Annotated in this window: 19 protein-coding genes; 11 read left to right on the top strand and 8 right to left on the bottom strand. The window is 66.9% G+C overall.

What is annotated here, in order from left to right:
* Positions 1-137: 137 nt before the first annotated feature.
* Positions 138-2,129, bottom strand: a complete 1,992-nt coding sequence (gene parE / locus D5S08_RS13375) for a DNA topoisomerase IV subunit B (RefSeq protein WP_121119362.1) — start codon at positions 2,127-2,129, stop codon at positions 138-140.
* A 58-nt stretch (positions 2,130-2,187) separates the two neighbouring features.
* On the bottom strand, positions 2,188-3,342 hold the full coding sequence (locus D5S08_RS13380) for a penicillin-binding protein activator (protein WP_121119364.1): 1,155 nt from the start codon (positions 3,340-3,342) through the stop codon (positions 2,188-2,190).
* Between the two features lie 61 nt (positions 3,343-3,403).
* Between D5S08_RS13380 and rsmI the strand changes: the two genes are divergently transcribed.
* From rsmI to D5S08_RS13400, 4 genes are read left to right on the top strand one after another with little or no spacing between them, the layout of a single operon-like run.
* Positions 3,404-4,252 (top strand): 16S rRNA (cytidine(1402)-2'-O)-methyltransferase, encoded by an 849-nt coding sequence (gene rsmI, locus D5S08_RS13385; RefSeq protein ID WP_241557406.1) that lies wholly within the window; start codon positions 3,404-3,406, stop codon positions 4,250-4,252.
* The gene (locus tag D5S08_RS13390; RefSeq protein WP_121119365.1) at positions 4,249-4,599 is read left to right on the top strand and encodes a YraN family protein; all 351 of its coding nucleotides are present in this window, start codon (positions 4,249-4,251) and stop codon (positions 4,597-4,599) included. Before rsmI ends, D5S08_RS13390 begins: the two co-directional genes overlap by 4 nt.
* Before the next feature lie 13 nt (positions 4,600-4,612).
* Positions 4,613-5,578 carry a glutathione synthase gene (gene gshB, locus D5S08_RS13395; protein WP_121119367.1) on the top strand — a complete coding sequence of 322 codons (966 nt, stop codon included), beginning with the start codon at positions 4,613-4,615 and terminating at the stop codon, positions 5,576-5,578.
* Between the two features lie 36 nt (positions 5,579-5,614).
* A complete protein-coding gene (locus D5S08_RS13400; protein WP_121119370.1) occupies positions 5,615-6,223 on the top strand; it encodes a DedA family protein in 609 nt (202 codons plus the stop codon).
* Here D5S08_RS13400 and D5S08_RS13405 read toward each other — a convergent pair.
* From D5S08_RS13405 to rph, 4 genes are read right to left on the bottom strand one after another with little or no spacing between them, the layout of a single operon-like run.
* Positions 6,220-7,110 (bottom strand): tyrosine recombinase XerC, encoded by an 891-nt coding sequence (locus D5S08_RS13405; RefSeq protein WP_121119372.1) that lies wholly within the window; start codon positions 7,108-7,110, stop codon positions 6,220-6,222. The genes D5S08_RS13400 and D5S08_RS13405 overlap by 4 nt on opposite strands.
* The gene (hemW, locus tag D5S08_RS13410) at positions 7,107-8,258 is read right to left on the bottom strand and encodes a radical SAM family heme chaperone HemW (RefSeq protein WP_121119374.1); all 1,152 of its coding nucleotides are present in this window, start codon (positions 8,256-8,258) and stop codon (positions 7,107-7,109) included. The genes D5S08_RS13405 and hemW overlap by 4 nt, the downstream gene beginning before the upstream one ends.
* 8 nt (positions 8,259-8,266) lie before the next feature.
* The gene (gene rdgB, locus D5S08_RS13415; protein WP_121119376.1) at positions 8,267-8,896 is read right to left on the bottom strand and encodes an RdgB/HAM1 family non-canonical purine NTP pyrophosphatase; all 630 of its coding nucleotides are present in this window, start codon (positions 8,894-8,896) and stop codon (positions 8,267-8,269) included.
* The gene (rph, locus tag D5S08_RS13420; RefSeq protein ID WP_121119378.1) at positions 8,893-9,609 is read right to left on the bottom strand and encodes a ribonuclease PH; all 717 of its coding nucleotides are present in this window, start codon (positions 9,607-9,609) and stop codon (positions 8,893-8,895) included. Before rph ends, rdgB begins: the two co-directional genes overlap by 4 nt.
* A gap of 68 nt (positions 9,610-9,677) precedes the next feature.
* On the opposite strand from rph, the gene hrcA reads away from it, so the two are divergent.
* The 4 genes from hrcA to D5S08_RS13440 all read left to right on the top strand — a co-directional run bounded on the left by hrcA (position 9,678) and on the right by D5S08_RS13440 (position 11,953).
* Entirely contained in the window at positions 9,678-10,721 is a 1,044-nt protein-coding gene (gene hrcA, locus D5S08_RS13425) for a heat-inducible transcriptional repressor HrcA (RefSeq protein WP_121119380.1), read from the top strand.
* A gap of 19 nt (positions 10,722-10,740) precedes the next feature.
* Positions 10,741-11,280 (top strand): nucleotide exchange factor GrpE, encoded by a 540-nt coding sequence (locus D5S08_RS13430; protein ID WP_175578944.1) that lies wholly within the window; start codon positions 10,741-10,743, stop codon positions 11,278-11,280.
* Between the two features lie 65 nt (positions 11,281-11,345).
* Positions 11,346-11,555, top strand: a complete 210-nt coding sequence (locus D5S08_RS13435) for a YMGG-like glycine zipper-containing protein (RefSeq protein ID WP_175578938.1) — start codon at positions 11,346-11,348, stop codon at positions 11,553-11,555.
* 113 nt (positions 11,556-11,668) lie between these two features.
* A complete protein-coding gene (locus D5S08_RS13440) occupies positions 11,669-11,953 on the top strand; it encodes a YMGG-like glycine zipper-containing protein (RefSeq protein ID WP_175578939.1) in 285 nt (94 codons plus the stop codon).
* On the opposite strand, the gene D5S08_RS13445 is transcribed toward D5S08_RS13440, so the two are convergent.
* Entirely contained in the window at positions 11,954-12,439 is a 486-nt protein-coding gene (locus D5S08_RS13445; protein ID WP_241557407.1) for a vgr related protein, read from the bottom strand. It abuts the gene before it with no gap.
* A 41-nt stretch (positions 12,440-12,480) separates the two neighbouring features.
* The gene (locus tag D5S08_RS13450; protein WP_162301980.1) at positions 12,481-12,993 is read right to left on the bottom strand and encodes a copper chaperone PCu(A)C; all 513 of its coding nucleotides are present in this window, start codon (positions 12,991-12,993) and stop codon (positions 12,481-12,483) included.
* 168 nt (positions 12,994-13,161) lie between these two features.
* On the opposite strand from D5S08_RS13450, the gene dnaK reads away from it, so the two are divergent.
* From dnaK to radA, 3 genes are all read left to right on the top strand, one after another.
* Entirely contained in the window at positions 13,162-15,084 is a 1,923-nt protein-coding gene (dnaK, locus tag D5S08_RS13455) for a molecular chaperone DnaK (protein WP_121119389.1), read from the top strand.
* A 75-nt stretch (positions 15,085-15,159) separates the two neighbouring features.
* Positions 15,160-16,287 carry a molecular chaperone DnaJ gene (dnaJ, locus tag D5S08_RS13460; protein WP_121119391.1) on the top strand — a complete coding sequence of 376 codons (1,128 nt, stop codon included), beginning with the start codon at positions 15,160-15,162 and terminating at the stop codon, positions 16,285-16,287.
* Positions 16,288-16,329: 42 nt separating this feature from the next.
* A complete protein-coding gene (gene radA / locus D5S08_RS13465) occupies positions 16,330-17,697 on the top strand; it encodes a DNA repair protein RadA (RefSeq protein ID WP_121119393.1) in 1,368 nt (455 codons plus the stop codon).
* Position 17,698 lies beyond the last annotated feature (1 nt).

The following is a 17,698-nucleotide window of genomic DNA, read 5'->3' on the forward strand; positions in this document are numbered from 1 at the left end:
ACTGCCATGCGCGGCCGCCGCTTCACCGGGATGCGGGGCCAATCGGTCGCGCCTTCACGGGCACGGCTCCGAAGTGAAGCGGGGCCTGTAGCAGGGTTTTGGCGCAAGGCAAGGGCAGGCAGGGCGCCCGACCCGGCTCAGGCGTCGATCAGGTCCCGGTCCAGCTCTCCGGCACGGTTCTGGATGAAGTTGAAGCGGTGTTCCGGGTTGCGGCCCATCAGCTGGTCGACCAGCTCCTTCACCGCATGGCGCTGCTCGTGTTGTTCGGGCAGAGTGATGCGGATCAGGCTGCGCGTGCGCGGGTCCATAGTCGTCTCGCGCAGCTGGCCCGGGTTCATTTCGCCTAGACCCTTGAAGCGACTGACCTCCACCTTGCGATTCTTGAACAGGGTACGTTCCAGTTCCGCCCGGTGCGCCTCGTCCGCGGCGTAGCGGCTCTCCTTGCCGGCGGTCAGGCGGTAGAGCGGCGGCTGCGCCAGATAAAGGTGCCCGTTGCGCACCAGGTCTGGCATCTCCTGAAAGAAGAAGGTCATCAGCAGGGTGGCGATATGCGCGCCGTCCACATCGGCGTCGGTCATGATGACGATGCGATCGTAACGCAGCTGGGTGGAATCGCAATCTTTGCGGGTGCCGCAGCCCAGCGCCAACGTCAGGTCGGCGATCTCGCTGTTGGCGCGGATCTTGTCGGCGCTGGCGGAGGCGACGTTCAGGATCTTGCCGCGGATCGGCAGGATGGCCTGCGTCTTCCGGTCGCGCGCCTGCTTGGCGCTGCCGCCGGCGCTGTCGCCTTCGACGATGAACAGTTCCGTCTCGCCGCCGGCGTCGCCGGAACAGTCGGTCAGCTTGCCGGGGAGGCGCAGCTTCTTGGCGTTGGTGGCGGTCTTGCGCTTGATTTCGCGTTCCGCCTTGCGGCGCAGGCGCTCGTCCATGCGCTCCATCACCGCGCCCAGCAGCGCGCGCCCGCGCTCCATGTTGTTGGACAGGAAATGGTCGAAATGGTCGCGGACGGCGTTCTCGACCAGGCGCGCGGCATCAGGGCTGGTCAGGCGGTCCTTGGTCTGGCTCTGGAATTGGGGGTCGCGGATGAAGACGGACAGCATGATCTCCGCACCCGTGATCACGTCCTCCGGCGCGATGTCCTTCGCCTTCTTCTGCCCGGTCAGCTCGCCAAAGGCACGGATGCCGCGGGTCAGGGCGGCGCGCAGGCCCTGCTCATGCGTGCCGCCATCCGGCGTGGGTACGGTGTTGCAGTACCAGCTGGTCGAGCCGTCCGACCAAAGCGGCCAGGCGACCGCCCATTCCACCCGGCCCTGATCGTCCGAGAAGTCCTGCCGGCCCGCAAAGAACTCGGCCGTGACGCATTCGCGGGCACCGACCTGCTCGGCCAGGTGATCGGCGAGCCCTCCGGGAAACTGGAACACTGCCTCCTCGGGAACGCCATCGCCTGCCAGAGAGGGCGCGCACTTCCAGCGGATCTCCACCCCGGCATAGAGGTAGGCTTTGGAGCGGGCGAGCTTGAACAGCCGCGCCGGCTTGAACTTGCGGTCGCCGAAGATCGCAGTGTCCGGCACGAAGCTGACGGTGGTGCCCCGGCGGTTCGGCGCCGCCCCCACCCGCTGCAGCGGCCCCTGCGGGTGCCCGGCGGAGAAATCCTGCGCGAACAGCTCCCGGTTGCGGGCGACCTCCACCCGCGTGTCGCTTGACAATGCGTTGACCACGCTGACGCCCACACCGTGCAGGCCGCCACTGGTGGCATAGGCCTTTCCGGAGAACTTGCCGCCGGAATGCAGCGTGGTCATGATGACTTCGAGGGTGGACTTGCCGGGGAACTTGGGATGTTCGTCCACCGGGATGCCGCGGCCATTGTCGCTGACCGACAGCCGCCCCGCGCTGCCCTCCGGCCCTTCCTCCAGCACCATCTCGATGCGATTGGCATGGCCGGCAACCGCCTCGTCCATGGCATTGTCGAGCACCTCTGCCGCGAGGTGATGCAAGGCACGGTCGTCCGTGCCGCCGATATACATGCCGGGGCGCCGGCGGACGGGCTCAAGCCCCTCCAGCACCTCGATCGCGGAGGAATCGTAATCACCGCCGCCCTGCGGCAAAGCGTCAAACAGATCGTCGGCCATATCGGTCTATAGAGGGTGCGCGGCCGCTCGTGGCAAGACCGCGCGCCCGCTTATCCGCCTAGAAGCGTGTCGGCGCGGCGTCGATCACCGTGACCGTGCCGTCGCCGACCTGCCGCACCTCCATCGCCCGCTCGCCCACGCCGTCCGCGCCGAAGCGGAACGGACCGTCAAGACCCAGGAAACCGTCGGGCGCGCGCAACGCAGCCACGGGGAAGGGGCTGCCATGGCGCCAGTCCCGCGCCACGCGCAACGTCAGCAGCACCGCATCATAGCCAAGGGTGGCGATGCGCGGCGGCGTGTCGCCGAAGCGAGACTTGTAAGACGTGACGAACTGCCGAAAGCGGTCGTCCGAGACAGCGGAGAACCACGCGCCGTTCATGGCGGAGGCGTTGGCGATCGTGCTCTCCCCGCTCCACAGCTCGGTGCCGAGCAGGTTGGGTCGCACTCCGCCACGCACCAATGCACCGGCGGCCAGCGCGGAGAGTCGCGCGCCGTCGGCGATCAGCACCGCATCATAGCCTTCGCGCGCGCGCAGGCGTCCGGCTGCGCTGACGATCGATGTGTTGCCGCGATCGTAGCGCTCGCTGGCGACCAGCGTGCCGCCTCCGGCACTTACCGCACGGGTCAGGGCGGCGGCGGTGCGGTCGCCATATGCACCCTGCGGCACCAGCGCGGCAAAGCTGCGCGCGCCTTGCTGCATGGCGTAGGCGACCGTGCGGGCAACGGACTGTTCGGGCACATGGCCCAGCACGAACACATCCTGCGCGGCGACGGCACTGTCGTTGGAAAAGGCGATGAGCGGCACGCCGGCGGGCCGGGCTGCGGCAGCGACGGCCGCCACGTCCTCCGACAGAAGCGGGCCGAGGATCAGCCGGTTGCCATTGTCCAGCGCCTCTGCCGCGGCGCTCGCAGCGCCGCCAGCGGTGTCGTAGGAGGTGATGCGCAGCCCCTGGGCATTGGTGTCGATCAGCGCCATGGTTGCGGCATTGGCGATCGCGCGGCCCACATTGGCATTGTCACCCGACAGCGGCACCAGGATCGCGACTCGGTGCCGCGCATCATCCGTCGGCAGCACGCCTTCGCTCGGCCCTTCGACCTGCGGCGGCGGTGCGGTGGTAGCCGGACCTTGCCCGGCATCCGGGATCACCTGGCAGGCGGCGAGGAACAGCGTAAGAAGAAACGCAGCGAGGCCGCGCCTGATGAGTGCCAGCATTTGGACGAGCCGCTCCCTGTCGATCTTGTGCTCGGGCGGTCATGCGGCCACAAGCGCCTGCGTGAGCGACGCCGATGATCCCCAGACCCTGTCTCCCGGCCTGTATATAGTCGCGACCCCGATTGGCAATCTCGGCGACATAACCGTGCGTGCCGCGCGGGTGCTGGCCGCCTGCGATGCAATCGCCTGCGAGGATACGCGGGTCACCGGCAAGCTGCTGCGCCATCTGCAGATCGCGCGCCCGCTGTGGCGCTATGACGATCACGCATCGGCGGAGGATCGCGCGCGCCTGCTGGATGCCATGGCGACCCGCGCGGTGGCGCTGGTCAGCGATGCGGGCATGCCGCTGGTATCCGATCCCGGGTACCGCCTGGTGCGGGAGGCGCGCGGCGTCGGCGTGCCCATCACCGTCATCCCCGGTGCGAGTGCGCCTGTGACCGGCCTGGCACTGTCCGGCTTGCCGAGCGACCGCTTCCTGTTCGCCGGCTTCCTGCCGGTGAAGGACAAGGCCCGTGGCGAGGTGCTGGACGAGCTGGCGCCCGTACGCACCACGCTGATCTTCTTCGAGACTGCCCCCCGGCTGGAGCGTAGCCTGCTGGCCATTGGTGAGCACCTGCCCGACCGGGAGGTCGCGGTCGCGCGCGAGCTCACCAAGCTGCACGAGGAGTGCCGGACGGGCACTGCGGAGGAGCTCATCGAGCACTACCGCGCGCATCCGCCCCGCGGCGAGATCGTGTTGCTGGTCGGCCCTCCGGCAGAGCAAACTGGGCAGGCGATCGACGTGGATGCGCTGCTGATCGAGCTGCTCGCGAGCCACAAGCCGTCCCACGCGGCGGGGGAGGCCGCACGGATGACCGGCCAGGATCGCCGCACACTGTATGCCCGCGCGCTGGAACTGCAGAGCCGATGAAGCGGCAGCAGGCTGAAGCGCGTGGCCGTGCGGCGGAGCGGGAGGCGGAAGAGTGGCTCGTCGCGCAAGGATGGACGATCCTCGACCGCCGTCGCAAGACCAAGGCGGGCGAGATTGACATCGTGGCGCGGCAGCCGGGGCTGGTCGCCTTCATCGAAGTGAAGTGGCGGGCACGGGCGGCCGACCTGGCCTTTGCCATCGACGAATACCGGCTGCGCCGCGTCGCCGCAGCAGTTGCCGCAATCGGCCATGAATATGTGGCCGGCGGCGAAGACATGCGGATTGACGTGATGCTGCTTGCGCCGGGCTGCACGCCCGACCACATCACCAATGCCTGGCAGCCATAGGGAAGTTTGCACAATGAGCCTGCGCGTCGCGGTCCAGATGGACCCGCTCGACACGATCAATATCGCCGGTGATTCCACCTTCGCCATGATGCTGTCGGCGCAGGCGCGCGGGCACCGTCTGTGGCACTATGATGTGCGCACCTTGTCGTGGGAGGATGGCCGCATCTGTGCGTGGGGCCGTGCGGTGAAGGTGCGCCGGGTCGCCGGCGATCATATCGAGGATTTGAGTGAACCGGAGAAGATCGACCTCGCCGCCGATATCGACGTGATCCTCATGCGCCAGGATCCGCCTTTCGACCTGGGCTATATCAGCGCCGCGCTGCTGCTCGACCGACTGCGCGGTACGACGCTGGTCGTGAACGACCCGCGGGAAGTGATCAACGCGCCCGAGAAGATGTGGGTGCTGGACTATGCCCGCTTCATGCCGCCCACGCTGGTGGCGCGCGACATCGCCGATGTGCGTGCCTTCCAGCAGCGCCACGGCGCGGTGGTGGTGAAGCCGCTGCACGGCAATGGCGGCAAGGCCATCTTCCGGGTGGAGGCGGACGGTACCAACCTGTCCGCCCTGACCGAGCTGTTCGGCCAGATGTGGCCGGAGCCGTTCATGGTGCAGCCCTTCCTTCCGGAGGTGGCCGCCGGCGACAAGCGCATCGTGCTGGTGGATGGCGAGTTCGCGGGTGCGATCAACCGCAAGCCTGGCGAAGGCGAGTTCCGTTCCAACCTGGCGCAAGGCGGCTACGCCGAGGCTGCCGGGCTGACGGCGCGCGAAGAGGAAATCTGCGCCGCGCTGGCGCCAGAGCTGAAGCGGCGCGGGCTGGTGTTCGTGGGCATCGACGTGATCGGCGGCAAGTGGCTGACGGAGATCAACGTCACGAGCCCGACCGGCATCGTCGCCATCGACCGCTTCAACGGCACCGACACCGGCGCGCGCATCTGGGACGCGATCGAGAGTCGCCACGGCGCGATGCGGCAGGGCTGAACGGCACCTTTTCACCGGGTTGTCCGTTCGTACCGGATGGACCAGTGGATCATCGAGATCGTCGAGCGGGGAGGGTATCTCGGTATCGCCCTGCTGATGGCGCTGGAGAACATTGTCCCGCCTGTTCCGTCAGAACTGATCATGGGGCTTGGCGGAATCCTGGTCGCCCGGGGAGCGATGGATTTCTGGCCGCTGCTGATCGTCGGCACGCTCGGCACCACGGCCGGCAATTACGTCTGGTTCTGGATCGGTCATCGTTTCGGCTACAATCGACTCGAGCCGTTGATAAGCCGCTGGGGCCGTTGGCTGACGCTGGAGTGGGAAGATATCGAGCGTGCGAGCGGGTTCTTCCGGCGGTATGGTCATTGGGTGGTGTTCGCGCTGCGCTTCTCGCCCGTCCTGCGCACGATGATCTCGCTGCCGGCCGGGCTGATGCGGATGCCGGTGGGCAAGTTCCTGATCTTCACCTTTGCCGGATCGGCGATCTGGAATGCCGCCCTGATCCTCGGCGGCCGGTATCTTGCCGCCTATATCGAGCGCTATGAGGGCGTGATGACCTGGGTGATCGTGGGGTCGATCGGGCTGGGCGTGCTGCTCTACCTCTATCGCGTGCTGACTTGGAAGCCGCGCGCGGAGCGCGGCTAGGCGCGCGGATGGGCGTTGCGGTATGTGTCCAGCAAGGTGGCTGCATCGACCTGCGTGTAGATCTGTGTGGAGCCGAGACTGGCATGGCCCAGCAGTTCCTGCAGGGAACGCAGATCGGCGCCATTGCCCAGCAGGTGCGTGGCGAAGCTGTGGCGTAAGGCATGCGGCGTGGCGCTGGCGGGCAGGCCCAGCAGGATCCTCGCCCGGGCGACTGCCTTCTGCACCATGCCCTGGCTCAACGGACCGCCCTTGGCACCACGAAACAGCTGGTCACCGCGGCTGCGCGGCCAGGGGCACAGGGCGTCATAGGTGGCGACCGCCTCCGCCACCACGGGCAGGATCGGTACTAGCCGCTGCTTGCTGCCCTTGCCGGTAATCCGCAATGTCTCGCCCAGGGGCAGGTCGGCACAGGTGATCGACAATGCCTCGGCGATGCGCAGGCCGGCGCCGTACATCAGCAGCAGCACCGCGCGATCGCGGGCACCGATCCATGCCGCTTCGGGCTCTTCCGCCACGGTAGCCGCCAGGTTCAGCGCGTCGTCGGGCGAGACCGGGCGCGGCAGACCCCGCTTGATCCGCGGCCCACGCATGCGGGGCAGGGCGGTGTCGCTGCTGCCGACCTGTGCCCTGGCGAAGGCGAGAAAGGCGCGCAGTGCCGACAGCTCCTGCGCGGCGGAAACATTGCCGATCCCTTGCGCCCGCCGCCTCGCCAGCTGATCGCGCAGGCCGTGGGCATCGAGCGCGACAAGTGCGCGCCAGTCGGTCGCGTCCACCATGTCCAGCAAACGCGCCGCCGTGGCGCCATATGCCCGCACCGTGTGAGGGGACAGCCGCCGGTGGTGGTGCAGATGATCGTGCCATGCGGAGAGGATGTCCGCGCGGGTCATGCGCCGACCAGGTCGTCCGCCACCACTTCGCCCAGCAACGCATCCAGCAGCGGCATGCCAGCCTCCGTCACGCCAAAGCGTTGACCCTGCCGCCAGATCAGGCCATTCATCTGATGGAAGCCGAGCTTGCGCGCATTCACCAAAGCATCGGGAGCGATCGCGAAGCGGGTGGAGAGTTCGGCTAGGTCGATGCCTTCGGCCAGGCGCAGGCCCATCAGCAGGGCTTCGGATGCCTGTTCCTGCACCCCCAGCGTGCGTTCATGCTGGATGCCGTGACCGTTGCGCGCGACGGCGGCAAGCCAGTTCTCCGGCTTGCGGTGCCGCTCCGTCGCGCGGCCGGAGCGGCGGCCGTGGGCGCCCGGGCCGATGGCGCAGTGATCCTGGTACCGCCAATAGGTCAGATTGTGCCGGCTCTCTTCGCCCCGCTTTGCGTGATTGCTGATCTCGTAAGCGGGTAGGCCGGCGGCATTGGTGAGTTCACGGGTGAGCGTGAACAGCTCCCCCGCTGCATCATCGTCCAGCGGCGTAAAGGCGCCTTGCCGCACATCGGTGGCGAAGCGTGTGCCTTCCTCGATCGTCAATTGGTACAGTGACAGGTGCCCGGTGCCGAGGGCCAGCGCGCGGCGCAACTCTCGCACCCAGCTGTCCGGATCATGACCGGGCCGGGCATAGATCAGGTCGAAACTGACCCGATCGAAATGGGCCTGTGCCACGCCCAGTGCCGCAAGGCCCTCGCTGACGCCATGCAGACGACCGAGAAACCGCAGTGCGTCGTCATCCAGCGCCTGCAGGCCCAGCGAAGCTCGGTTCACGCCCGCGGCAGCCAGGCTGGCAAACCGGTCTGCCTCGACGGAGGAGGGGTTCGCCTCCAGCGTGATTTCGATGTCGGATGTGAAACCCCACAGGCGTTCCGCTTCGGCCAGCAGGGCAGCGACTAGTGCCGGCGGCATCAGGGAAGGCGTGCCGCCGCCGAAGAAGATCGACTGCAGCGGCTCGCCCGCGCCGATCGCAGCTTCGTGCCGCATGTCCGCCAGCAGGGCTTCGCGCCATTGCGCCTCGTCCACAACGGCCCGAACATGCGAGTTGAAGTCGCAATAGGGGCATTTCTTCAGACAGAACGGCCAATGGATATAGAGCGCGCGGGCCATGCCGGTGGTCAGGTGCCGAACTGTCCGGCCACCAGCTTCGCAAAGGCGGCGGCGCGGTGGCTGATGGCCTGCTTCTCCGCAGGCTCCAGCTCCGCAAAGGTGCGGGTTTCCCCAGCGGGCACGAAGACGGGATCGTAGCCGAAGCCCAGCGTGCCCCGTGGCGGCCAGGTCAGCGCGCCGTCCACCCGACCTTCATAGGTGGCCTGTTCGCCATCCGGCCAGGCGAGGGCGAGCACGCTGGTGAACCACGCATCGCGCGGTGTGTCGGGGCCGATCGCGCAGAGCATCCCTTCGACCTTGCCCATGGCCATGAACCAGTCGCGGCCCGGCGCGCCTTCGAACCACTGCCGTTCGGCCCAGTCCGCAGTGTACACGCCCGGCCGGCCATCCAGCGCCGTCACGGACAGGCCGCTATCATCGGCGAGGACCGGCAGGCCGGATGCACTGGCGGCCGCATGCGCCTTGATCAGCGCATTGGCGGTGAAGCTGGTGCCGGTTTCTGCCGGCTCCGGCAGGCCAAGTGCCCCGGCACTGATGCATTCCGTGCCAAAGGGCGCCAGCAAGGCGCTAATTTCCTTCAGCTTGCCTGCATTGTGCGTGGCAATGACCAGCTTGCCGGGGCCGAGGCGGCGTATCACCCGCGCACCGCCCCTTCTTGCGCGGCGAAGATCCGGTCGCAGCCCATGCGCGACAGGCGCAGCAGGCGCAGCAGCGCCTCCTCGTCGTAGCATGCGCCCTCCGCAGTCGCCTGCACCTCGGCGATCTTGCCACCTTCCAGCAGCACGAAGTTGGCATCGGCATCGGCCGCACTGTCCTCGATATAGTCGAGGTCGAGCACCGGAGTGCCTTCATGGATGCCGCAGCTGACCGCTGCCACCTTGGACAGGATCGGATCGACCGACAGCGCACCCGATGCCATCAGCTTGTTCACAGCAATGCGCAGGGCAACCCATGCTCCGGAGATGCTGGCTGTCCGGGTGCCCCCATCAGCCTGGATCACGTCGCAATCCAGCGTGATCTGGCGCTCGCCAAGCTTCTGCAGATCTACCACGGAGCGCAAGGATCGGCCGATAAGTCGCTGAATTTCCTGTGTGCGACCGCTCTGCTTGCCCTTTGCCGCTTCCCGGCTGCCGCGGGTGTGCGTGGCGCGGGGCAGCATGGAATATTCCGCCGTCACCCAGCCCTGGCCCTTGCCGCGCAGGAACGGCGGCACCCGCTCCTCCACGCTGGCAGTCACCAGCACGCGGGTGTCGCCAAAGCCGATCAGGCAGGAGCCTTCAGCATGCTTGGTGAAGCCGGTTTCGATGGTGATGGCGCGCATTTCGTCGGGCGCACGGCCGGATGGTCGCATGAATGATCCTCAAATCAGGTATGGAGAGCTTTCTTGTGTCGGCTCTAGCGCCTAGATCACTCCCTGTCATGGCCCAGCCCTCGATATCCGAACTGACCGACCGCGCGCGCGACATCTTTCGCCTCGTGGTCGAAGGCTATCTCGACGCCGGATTGCCGGTGGGGTCGAAGACGATCGCGCAGGGGCGCGGCATCAACCTGTCGCCGGCCTCCATTCGCTCCGTGCTTGCGGAACTGGAGCATCTTGGCCTGCTGGCGGCGCCGCATACCAGCGCCGGGCGGATGCCGACGGAACAGGGCTTGCGCCTGTTCGTGGACGGCATGATGCAGGTGGCCGAGCCGACGCGGGAAGAGCGCGCCGCCATCGAGCAGCGTCTCGCCAGCCCCGGGCCCGTTGAAGCCGCGCTGGAGGCGACGAGTGCGGTCCTGTCGGACATCTCAGGCGCGGCCGGCATGGTGCTGGTTCCGCGACGGGAGCCCAGACTGGCGCAAATGAACCTGATTGCGCTGGACAGTGCGCGCGCGCTGGCGGTGCTGGTCGGGCTGGACGGGACGGTGGAGAACCGCATCGTCGAACTTGATGGCGATGTCACGGCCAGTGCATTGCAGCAGGCATCCAACTACATCTCCGCCCGGCTTGTCGGTCGCACATTGGCGGAAGCCCTGCGGGCGATGGAAGGGGAGATCGCGTCGAGGCGTTCCGAACTGGACAGTGTCTCCGCGGATCTGGTGGGCCGCGGACTTGCGGTGTGGAGCCAGGATGCGGCACGCCGCCCGGTGCTGATCGTGCGCGGGCAGGCCAACCTGCTGGACGAGACCACGCTGGGCGATATTGAACGTGTTCGGTCCCTGCTCGACGATCTTGAAAGCAAGCAGTCCGTGGCCGATCTCCTGGACAGCGCGCGAGGGGCGGAATCGACCCGCATCTTCATCGGCAGCGAGAACCGGTTGTTCGCGCTGTCGGGTTCCAGCGTGATCGCCGCCCCCTATCGTGACCGAGAGGGCAGGGTGGTCGGTGTGCTGGGCGTGATCGGGCCGACCCGGTTGAATTACGCTAGGGTTGTGCCCATGGTGGATTTCACCGCCCGCTCTCTGGGCAGACGGATAGGTTAACGGGATTGCAATGAACAACATGGATGACACGCAGGATCAGGCCGCCGAACTGGACGTGACCGAGGCGAGCGAAGAGACGCAGGCCGGGTCGGATGAGCTGGCCGCGCTGCGCGAGGAGCTCGCCGTCGCGAAGCAGGACGTGCTGTATGCCCGGGCGGAGACGCAGAATGTGCGCCGCCGGCTGGAAAAGGACATGGCTGACGCCCGCGCCTATGCCGCGACCGGCTTTGCCCGCGACGTCCTTTCGGTCGGTGACAATCTTTCCCGCGCGATCGAGGCCGTGCCGGCCGATCTGCGTAGCGACGAAAAGTTCAAGGGGCTGGTCGCCGGCATCGAGGCGACACAGCGTGAGCTGGACAAGGTGTTCACCCAGCACGGGATCACCCGCGTCGCCGCCATGGGCATGCCGCTCGATCCGAACCTGCATCAGGCGATGCTGGAGATCCCGAGCAACGATGCGGAGCCTGGTACTGTGGTGCAGGAGATGCAGGCCGGTTACATGATCCGCGACAGGCTGTTGCGGCCCGCCATGGTGGGTGTCGCGCGCAAGCCGGACTGATCGGCAGGCGGGAACTTGGCCGATCGGTTTTCGTAAGTGATGGAAACACACTTGCGGAGTTTTTCATGACCAATCGTATGCTGTTCGCCACCATCGCCTCTGCCGCCGCGGCCCTGTCGCTCGGCGCGTGCGCAAACAATCATGCTGTCGAGGGTGGACTGGCCGGTGCGGCCGCGGGTGCGGGCGTCGGCGCCGTCAGCGGCGGCGATGTCGGCACGGGCGCGGCTGTTGGCGGCGCTGCCGGCGCGGTTGGTGGTGCCTTGATCGACAAGTAACGCTGGCAACGGTCGCCTGCGCCGAACCGGTGCGGCGATGGTGTGGACGGTGGAACATAGCAGCGGTGTGGCTGTTTTGCATGGTATCACTTAGGTCGCCAGGGAGCATTCCAATGATCATTCGCACACTTACGCTGTCCACCGTCGCCGCACTTTCGCTCAGCGCATGTGCCGAGAATTATGCTGCGGAAGGTGCCGGCGTCGGCGCGGCTGCTGGCGCGGCGATCGGCGCGATCACCGGCGGTGACGTCCTGACCGGAGCTGCGGTGGGTGCCGCTGCCGGTGGCGCAGCGGGTGCCTTCGTCGACAAGAACGATGGCTGCGACGGCTATGATCGCCGCGGTCGTCTGGATGACGATTGCTACGGCACGCAGGGTTACCCGGTCCGTCCCCGATAATCATGGGCTGCGCTCCTCGCCGGAGCGCAGCCTTTTCACCTGGCCGGGAAAGCGGACCAGCATCTCGTAGGCGCGAGCGTCTCCGACCCCGGCCAGTGTGGCCCCCTGCCGCAGCAGAAAGGCATGGCGCACGATCTCGGCTTGCTGCTCGATCCCGTAGCGCTCCAAGGACCAGCCCGGTTTCAGGCTGTAGTCGTACCGGCAGAACGGATGCCGATGCACCGGCAGATAGAAGCGCCCGCGCCTCTGCGTCTGCCAGACATGCGTCAGTTCATGGATGAACAATCCTTGCCGTGACAGGGAGGCTGCGGCGAAATCGTCGCAATAGGCGCTGGCTCCCGGGTGGAAGTGGATGTGTCCACATGGCGCCATCGCCACCTGCCGTGGCTGAAACGGGAAGAACTTGCGTCGGCGGATCGTGACCGGCGCATAATCGACCGCATTGCCGAAGACCGACCGTGCGAGCTCCACTTCGCCCTTTGTCAACGGACGTTGTCCGCCGGGCGGACAGGTGCAGCCGTCCAACGTCAGGAGCCGCCCCCCACGGTTTGCACGGCGGCCGGGAAGCTCACCTTGTCGCCATCGGCAAACGTCAGTGTCACTTCGGCCGTGCTGCCGGCGACGACGCCAGGTCCGAGATCGTGCACCATCACATGCAGGCCGCCGGGCGCGAAACTGATCGTTCCGCCGGCCGGGACAGCCGCCTCTTCGACATGCTCCATTGCAGCCCTGCTGCCCTGCATGCGGGTGGTGTGGAGCATCGACATGCCTGCGCCGGTAACCGCGGCTGCCGCGACGGACACAGGGCGATCGCTGGCATTGGCAATGTCGAAATAGACGGCGCCCGGATTTCCGCTGACCGGCGGCAGCATCAGACGGGCATCGGTCACGCTGATGCCATCGGGCGCCTCCGGCGCACCGGGCACGATATCGGCGGCTTCGTGCGCGGGCGGCGCCTCCTGCTTGCAGGCTGCCGGCAGCAGGGCAGCGCAAGCAAGCATCGCGGCAGTTACGGGGCGGTGCAGGGCGGTGATCGGCATGCGCATTTCTCCGGGGATGGCTGGTGGGCGGCATAGCGGCGGGCCACTCTTGTGCCAAGCAGGCCACGCCCTATATCGCCCGCGCATTCCGAGCCGCCGACCGGTTCTGCCTCCCGCAGGGGAACCAGCAGCGCGGCGTCCAACCAGTAGAAGGAAAATGGGGTAACCATGGCGAAAGTTATCGGTATCGATCTCGGCACGACGAATTCCTGCGTGGCCGTGATGGATGGGGGCAAGCCCAAGGTCGTAGAGAATTCCGAAGGCGCGCGGACCACGCCTTCCATCACCGCGTTCACCCGCGATGGCGAGCGCCTGATCGGGCAGCCGGCCAAGCGGCAGGCGGTGACCAATCCGGACAACACGCTGTTCGCCATCAAGCGCCTGATCGGCCGGCGGTTCGACGATCCGCTGACCACCAAGGACAAGGAGCTGGTCCCGTACGACATCGTGCGCGGCAAGAACGGCGACGCCTGGGTCGAGGCCGGCGGTACCGAGTACAGCCCGTCGCAGATCAGCGCCTTCATCCTGCAGAAGATGAAGGAAACGGCTGAATCCTATCTGGGCGAGACGGTCACCCAGGCGGTCATCACCGTTCCGGCATATTTCAACGACGCGCAGCGCCAGGCGACCAAGGATGCCGGCCAGATTGCGGGTCTGGAAGTGCTGCGCATCATCAACGAGCCGACCGCGGCGGCGCTCGCCTATGGCATGGACAAGAACGACGGCAAGACCATCGCCGTCTATGACCTTGGCGGCGGCACCTTCGACATCTCCGTGCTGGAGATCGGCGATGGCGTGTTCGAGGTGAAGAGCACCAACGGCGACACCTTCCTGGGTGGCGAGGATTTCGACACCACGCTGGTCGAGTATCTGGCCGAGCAGTTCCAGCAGAAGGAGAACATGGATCTCCGCAAGGACAAGCTGGCCCTGCAGCGCCTGAAGGAAGCGGCGGAGAAGGCCAAGATCGAGCTGTCCTCCAGCCAGCAGACCGAGGTCAACCTGCCCTTCATCACCGCCCGCATGGAAGGTGGTTCGTCCACCCCCCTGCACCTGGTGGAGACGATCACCCGCGCCAAGCTGGAGCAGCTGGTCGACGGCCTGATCCAGCGCACGCTGGAGCCGTGCCGCAAGGCGCTGGCCGACGCCGGCTTGGACAAGGGCGCCATCGACGAGGTGATCCTCGTCGGCGGCATGACCCGCATGCCCAAGGTTCGCGAAGTGGTGGAGCAGTTCTTTGGCAAGAAGCCGCATACCGGCGTAAACCCGGATGAGGTCGTGGCCATGGGCGCGGCGATCCAGGCGGGCGTGCTGCAGGGCGACGTCAAGGACGTGCTGCTGCTGGACGTGACCCCGCTGTCGTTGGGCATCGAGACGCTGGGCGGCATCATGACCAAGATGATCGACCGCAACACGACGATCCCGACCCGCAAGTCGCAGGTCTACTCCACGGCGGACGACAACCAGCAGGCGGTGACCATCCGCGTGTTCCAGGGCGAACGCGAGATGGCGACCGACAACAAGATGCTGGGCCAGTTCGACCTGCTCGGCATTCCGCCGGCGCCGCGCGGCGTGCCGCAGATCGAAGTGACCTTCGACATCGACGCGAACGGCATCGTGAACGTGTCCGCCAAGGACAAGGGCACTGGCAAGGAACAGCAGATCAAGATCCAGGCCTCCGGCGGCCTCAGCGACAACGACATCGAGCAGATGGTGCGTGATGCCGAGAAGTTCGCTGACGAGGACAAGAAGCGCCGCGAAAGCGCCGAAGCGCGGAACATGGCCGACAGCCTCGTCCATTCCACGCAGAAGCAGCTGGACGACAATGGCGACAAGGTCGACGCCAGCGTGAAGGCGGAGATCGAGGCGGCCATCGCCGAGACCAAGACTGCACTGGAAGGCGACGACGCCGCTGCCATCCGCACCAAGGCAGAGGCGCTGGCGCAGGTCGCGATGAAGCTGGGTCAGGCCATCTACGAACAGGAGCAGGCAGCGTCCGCTGGCGCTTCCGGTTCTGCCGATGGGGCACAGGCCGATGGAGAAGAGGTCGTCGAGGCCGAGTTCTCCGAAGTCGAAGACGACAAGAAGGCCTGATTGTCCTGACAATGGAAACCGCAGTCACCGTTGGGGCACGATGCCCCGGCGGTGGCGCCGGTTGGGGGTTTGGACATGTCCACTACCGAGATTGATTTCTACCAACTGCTCGAAGTGAGCCGCGACGCAGACGGGGCGACGATCAAGTCCGCCTACCGCAAGCTCGCCATGAAGTGGCACCCGGATCGCAATCCGGGCGACAAGGAGTGCGAGGCACGCTTCAAGGCGATCAGCGTCGCTTATGATTGCCTGAAGGATCCGCAGAAGCGGGCCGCTTATGACCGCTATGGTCACGCTGCCTTTACGCACGGCGGTGGCGGAGGTCATGGCCAGGGTGGCCAGGATTTCGGCGATATCGGCGATATCTTCGAGACGATCTTCGGCAGCGCGTTCGGCGGCGGTGCCGGGCGCGGTGCCCGCCCTCGGCGCGGGGCCGACCTGCGCTACGACATGGAGATCGGGCTGGAGGATGCGTTCCACGGCAAGTCCACCGAGATCAAGGTGGAGGTGTCGGTCGCCTGCGATCCATGCGGCGGCACCGGGGCGGAACCCGGTACATCGCGACGCGGTTGTCCCACCTGTCATGGTCATGGCAAGGTGCGCGCGCAGCAGGGCCTGTTCGTGATCGAACGGGCATGCCCGACCTGCCATGGCCGTGGCGAGATCATCGAACGCCCGTGTCGCGCCTGTCGCGGCGAAGGCCGGGTCGACAAGGTGCAGGAATTGCAGGTCGACGTTCCCCCCGGCGTGGACAATGGCACGCGCATTCGCCTGAGCGGCAAGGGTGAGGCCGGACCGATGGGCGCGCCGCCGGGCGATCTCTACATCTTCATCCACGTGAAGGCACATTCCGTATTCCAGCGGGAAGGCACGGCGCTGTTCAGCCGCGTGCCGCTCAGCTTCACCACGGCAGCTTTGGGCGGAACGATCGAGATCCCCGGTCTGGATGGCGAAACCCATGCCATCACCATCCCGGCCGGGATCCAGTCAGGCAAGCAGCTGCGCAAGCGTGGCGCCGGCATGCCGGTGCTGCAAGGGCGCGGCCGCGGCGATCTGGTGACGGAGATTGTGGTGGAGACCCCCACGCATCTGTCTGCCCGGCAGAAGGAATTGCTGCGCGAGTTCCAGGATACGGAAACGGGTGACGAGTGCCCCGAAAGCCGCGGCTTCTTCGAGCGTCTGAAGGGCGCCTTCACCAGCTGACGCCTGCTTGCGTTCCCGCTCTGTTCGGCATAGAGGCAGGTCATGGCAAAGGCGAAGCGGCGTTATGTCTGCACCGAATGCGGCAACGTCGCGCATCGCTGGCAGGGGCAGTGTGTCGACTGTTCGCAGTGGAACACGCTGGTGGAGGATGCGCCGGCCACCGTGTTCTCCACCCGGCATGACCTGTCCAGCGGTGGGCGGGCGGTCACTTTCGAGACGCTGGACGCACCCACCGTGCCGCTGGCCCGCCGCAGCACGGGGCTGGCCGAATTCGACCGGGCGCTAGGCGGTGGGATCGTGCCTGGCTCCGCCATCCTGATGGGCGGCGAGCCGGGCATCGGCAAGTCGACGCTGCTGCTGCAGGCGGCCGCCAGCGTGGCCCGCACCGGCGCCCGGGCAGTTTATATCAGTGGCGAGGAGGCGACCGGGCAGGTCCGCCTGCGTGCCTCCCGGCTGGGGCTGGCTGACGCGCCGTTGCAACTGGCGGCAGCAACCAACGTGCGCGATATCCTCACCACCTTGCACGATGACGACCCGCCCGCGCTGCTGATCGTCGACTCAATTCAGACCATGCATTCCGACACGATCGACGGGGCGCCCGGCACGGTCAGCCAGGTGCGCGCCTCCGCGTTCGAACTGATCCGCTATGCCAAGGAAAGCGGCGTCGCGCTGGTGCTGGTCGGCCATGTCACCAAGGATGGCACGATCGCCGGCCCGCGGGTGCTGGAGCACATGGTCGACGTGGTCATGAGCTTCGAAGGGGAGCGCAGCCACCAATACCGCATCCTGCGCAGCCTGAAGAACCGGTTCGGCGCAGTGGACGAGATCGGCGTGTTCTCCATGGAAAGCGAAGGCCTGGAGGAGGTTGCCAACCCGTCCACCCTGTTCCTCTCGGGCCGGGAGGACCCGGTGGCCGGCACCTCCGTGTTCCCGGCCATGGAAGGCACGCGGCCGGTGCTGGTGGAGGTCCAGGCGCTGATCGTGCGGCTGCAATCAGGCGCCACCCCCCGCCGCGCGGTGGTTGGCTGGGACAGCGGCCGCTTCGCCATGCTGTTGGCCGTGCTGGAGGCGCGCTGCGGCCTGAACTTCTCCAGCGCGGAGGTCTATCTGAACGTTGCAGGCGGCTATCGCCTGTCCGATCCCGCTGCCGACCTGGCGGTCGCGGCGGCACTGGTGAGCGCGCTGGCGGACAAGCCGCTGCCGCTCCGCGCCATCTGGTTCGGCGAGGTCTCGCTTTCGGGCGAAGTCCGGCCGGTCGCCCATGCTGCGTTGCGCCTGCGGGAGGCGGCGAAGCTCGGCTTCGACCAGAGCAACGGGCCGGTGGATAGTGCCAAGGTTGGCGCGGGTCTGCACCATCGGCATCTCGCCAGCCTGCCCAACCTCGTTGACCGGATCATGGGCGGGCAATAGG

The organism is Croceibacterium ferulae, assembly GCF_003660445.1.
GTDB lineage: Bacteria > Pseudomonadota > Alphaproteobacteria > Sphingomonadales > Sphingomonadaceae > Croceibacterium > Croceibacterium ferulae.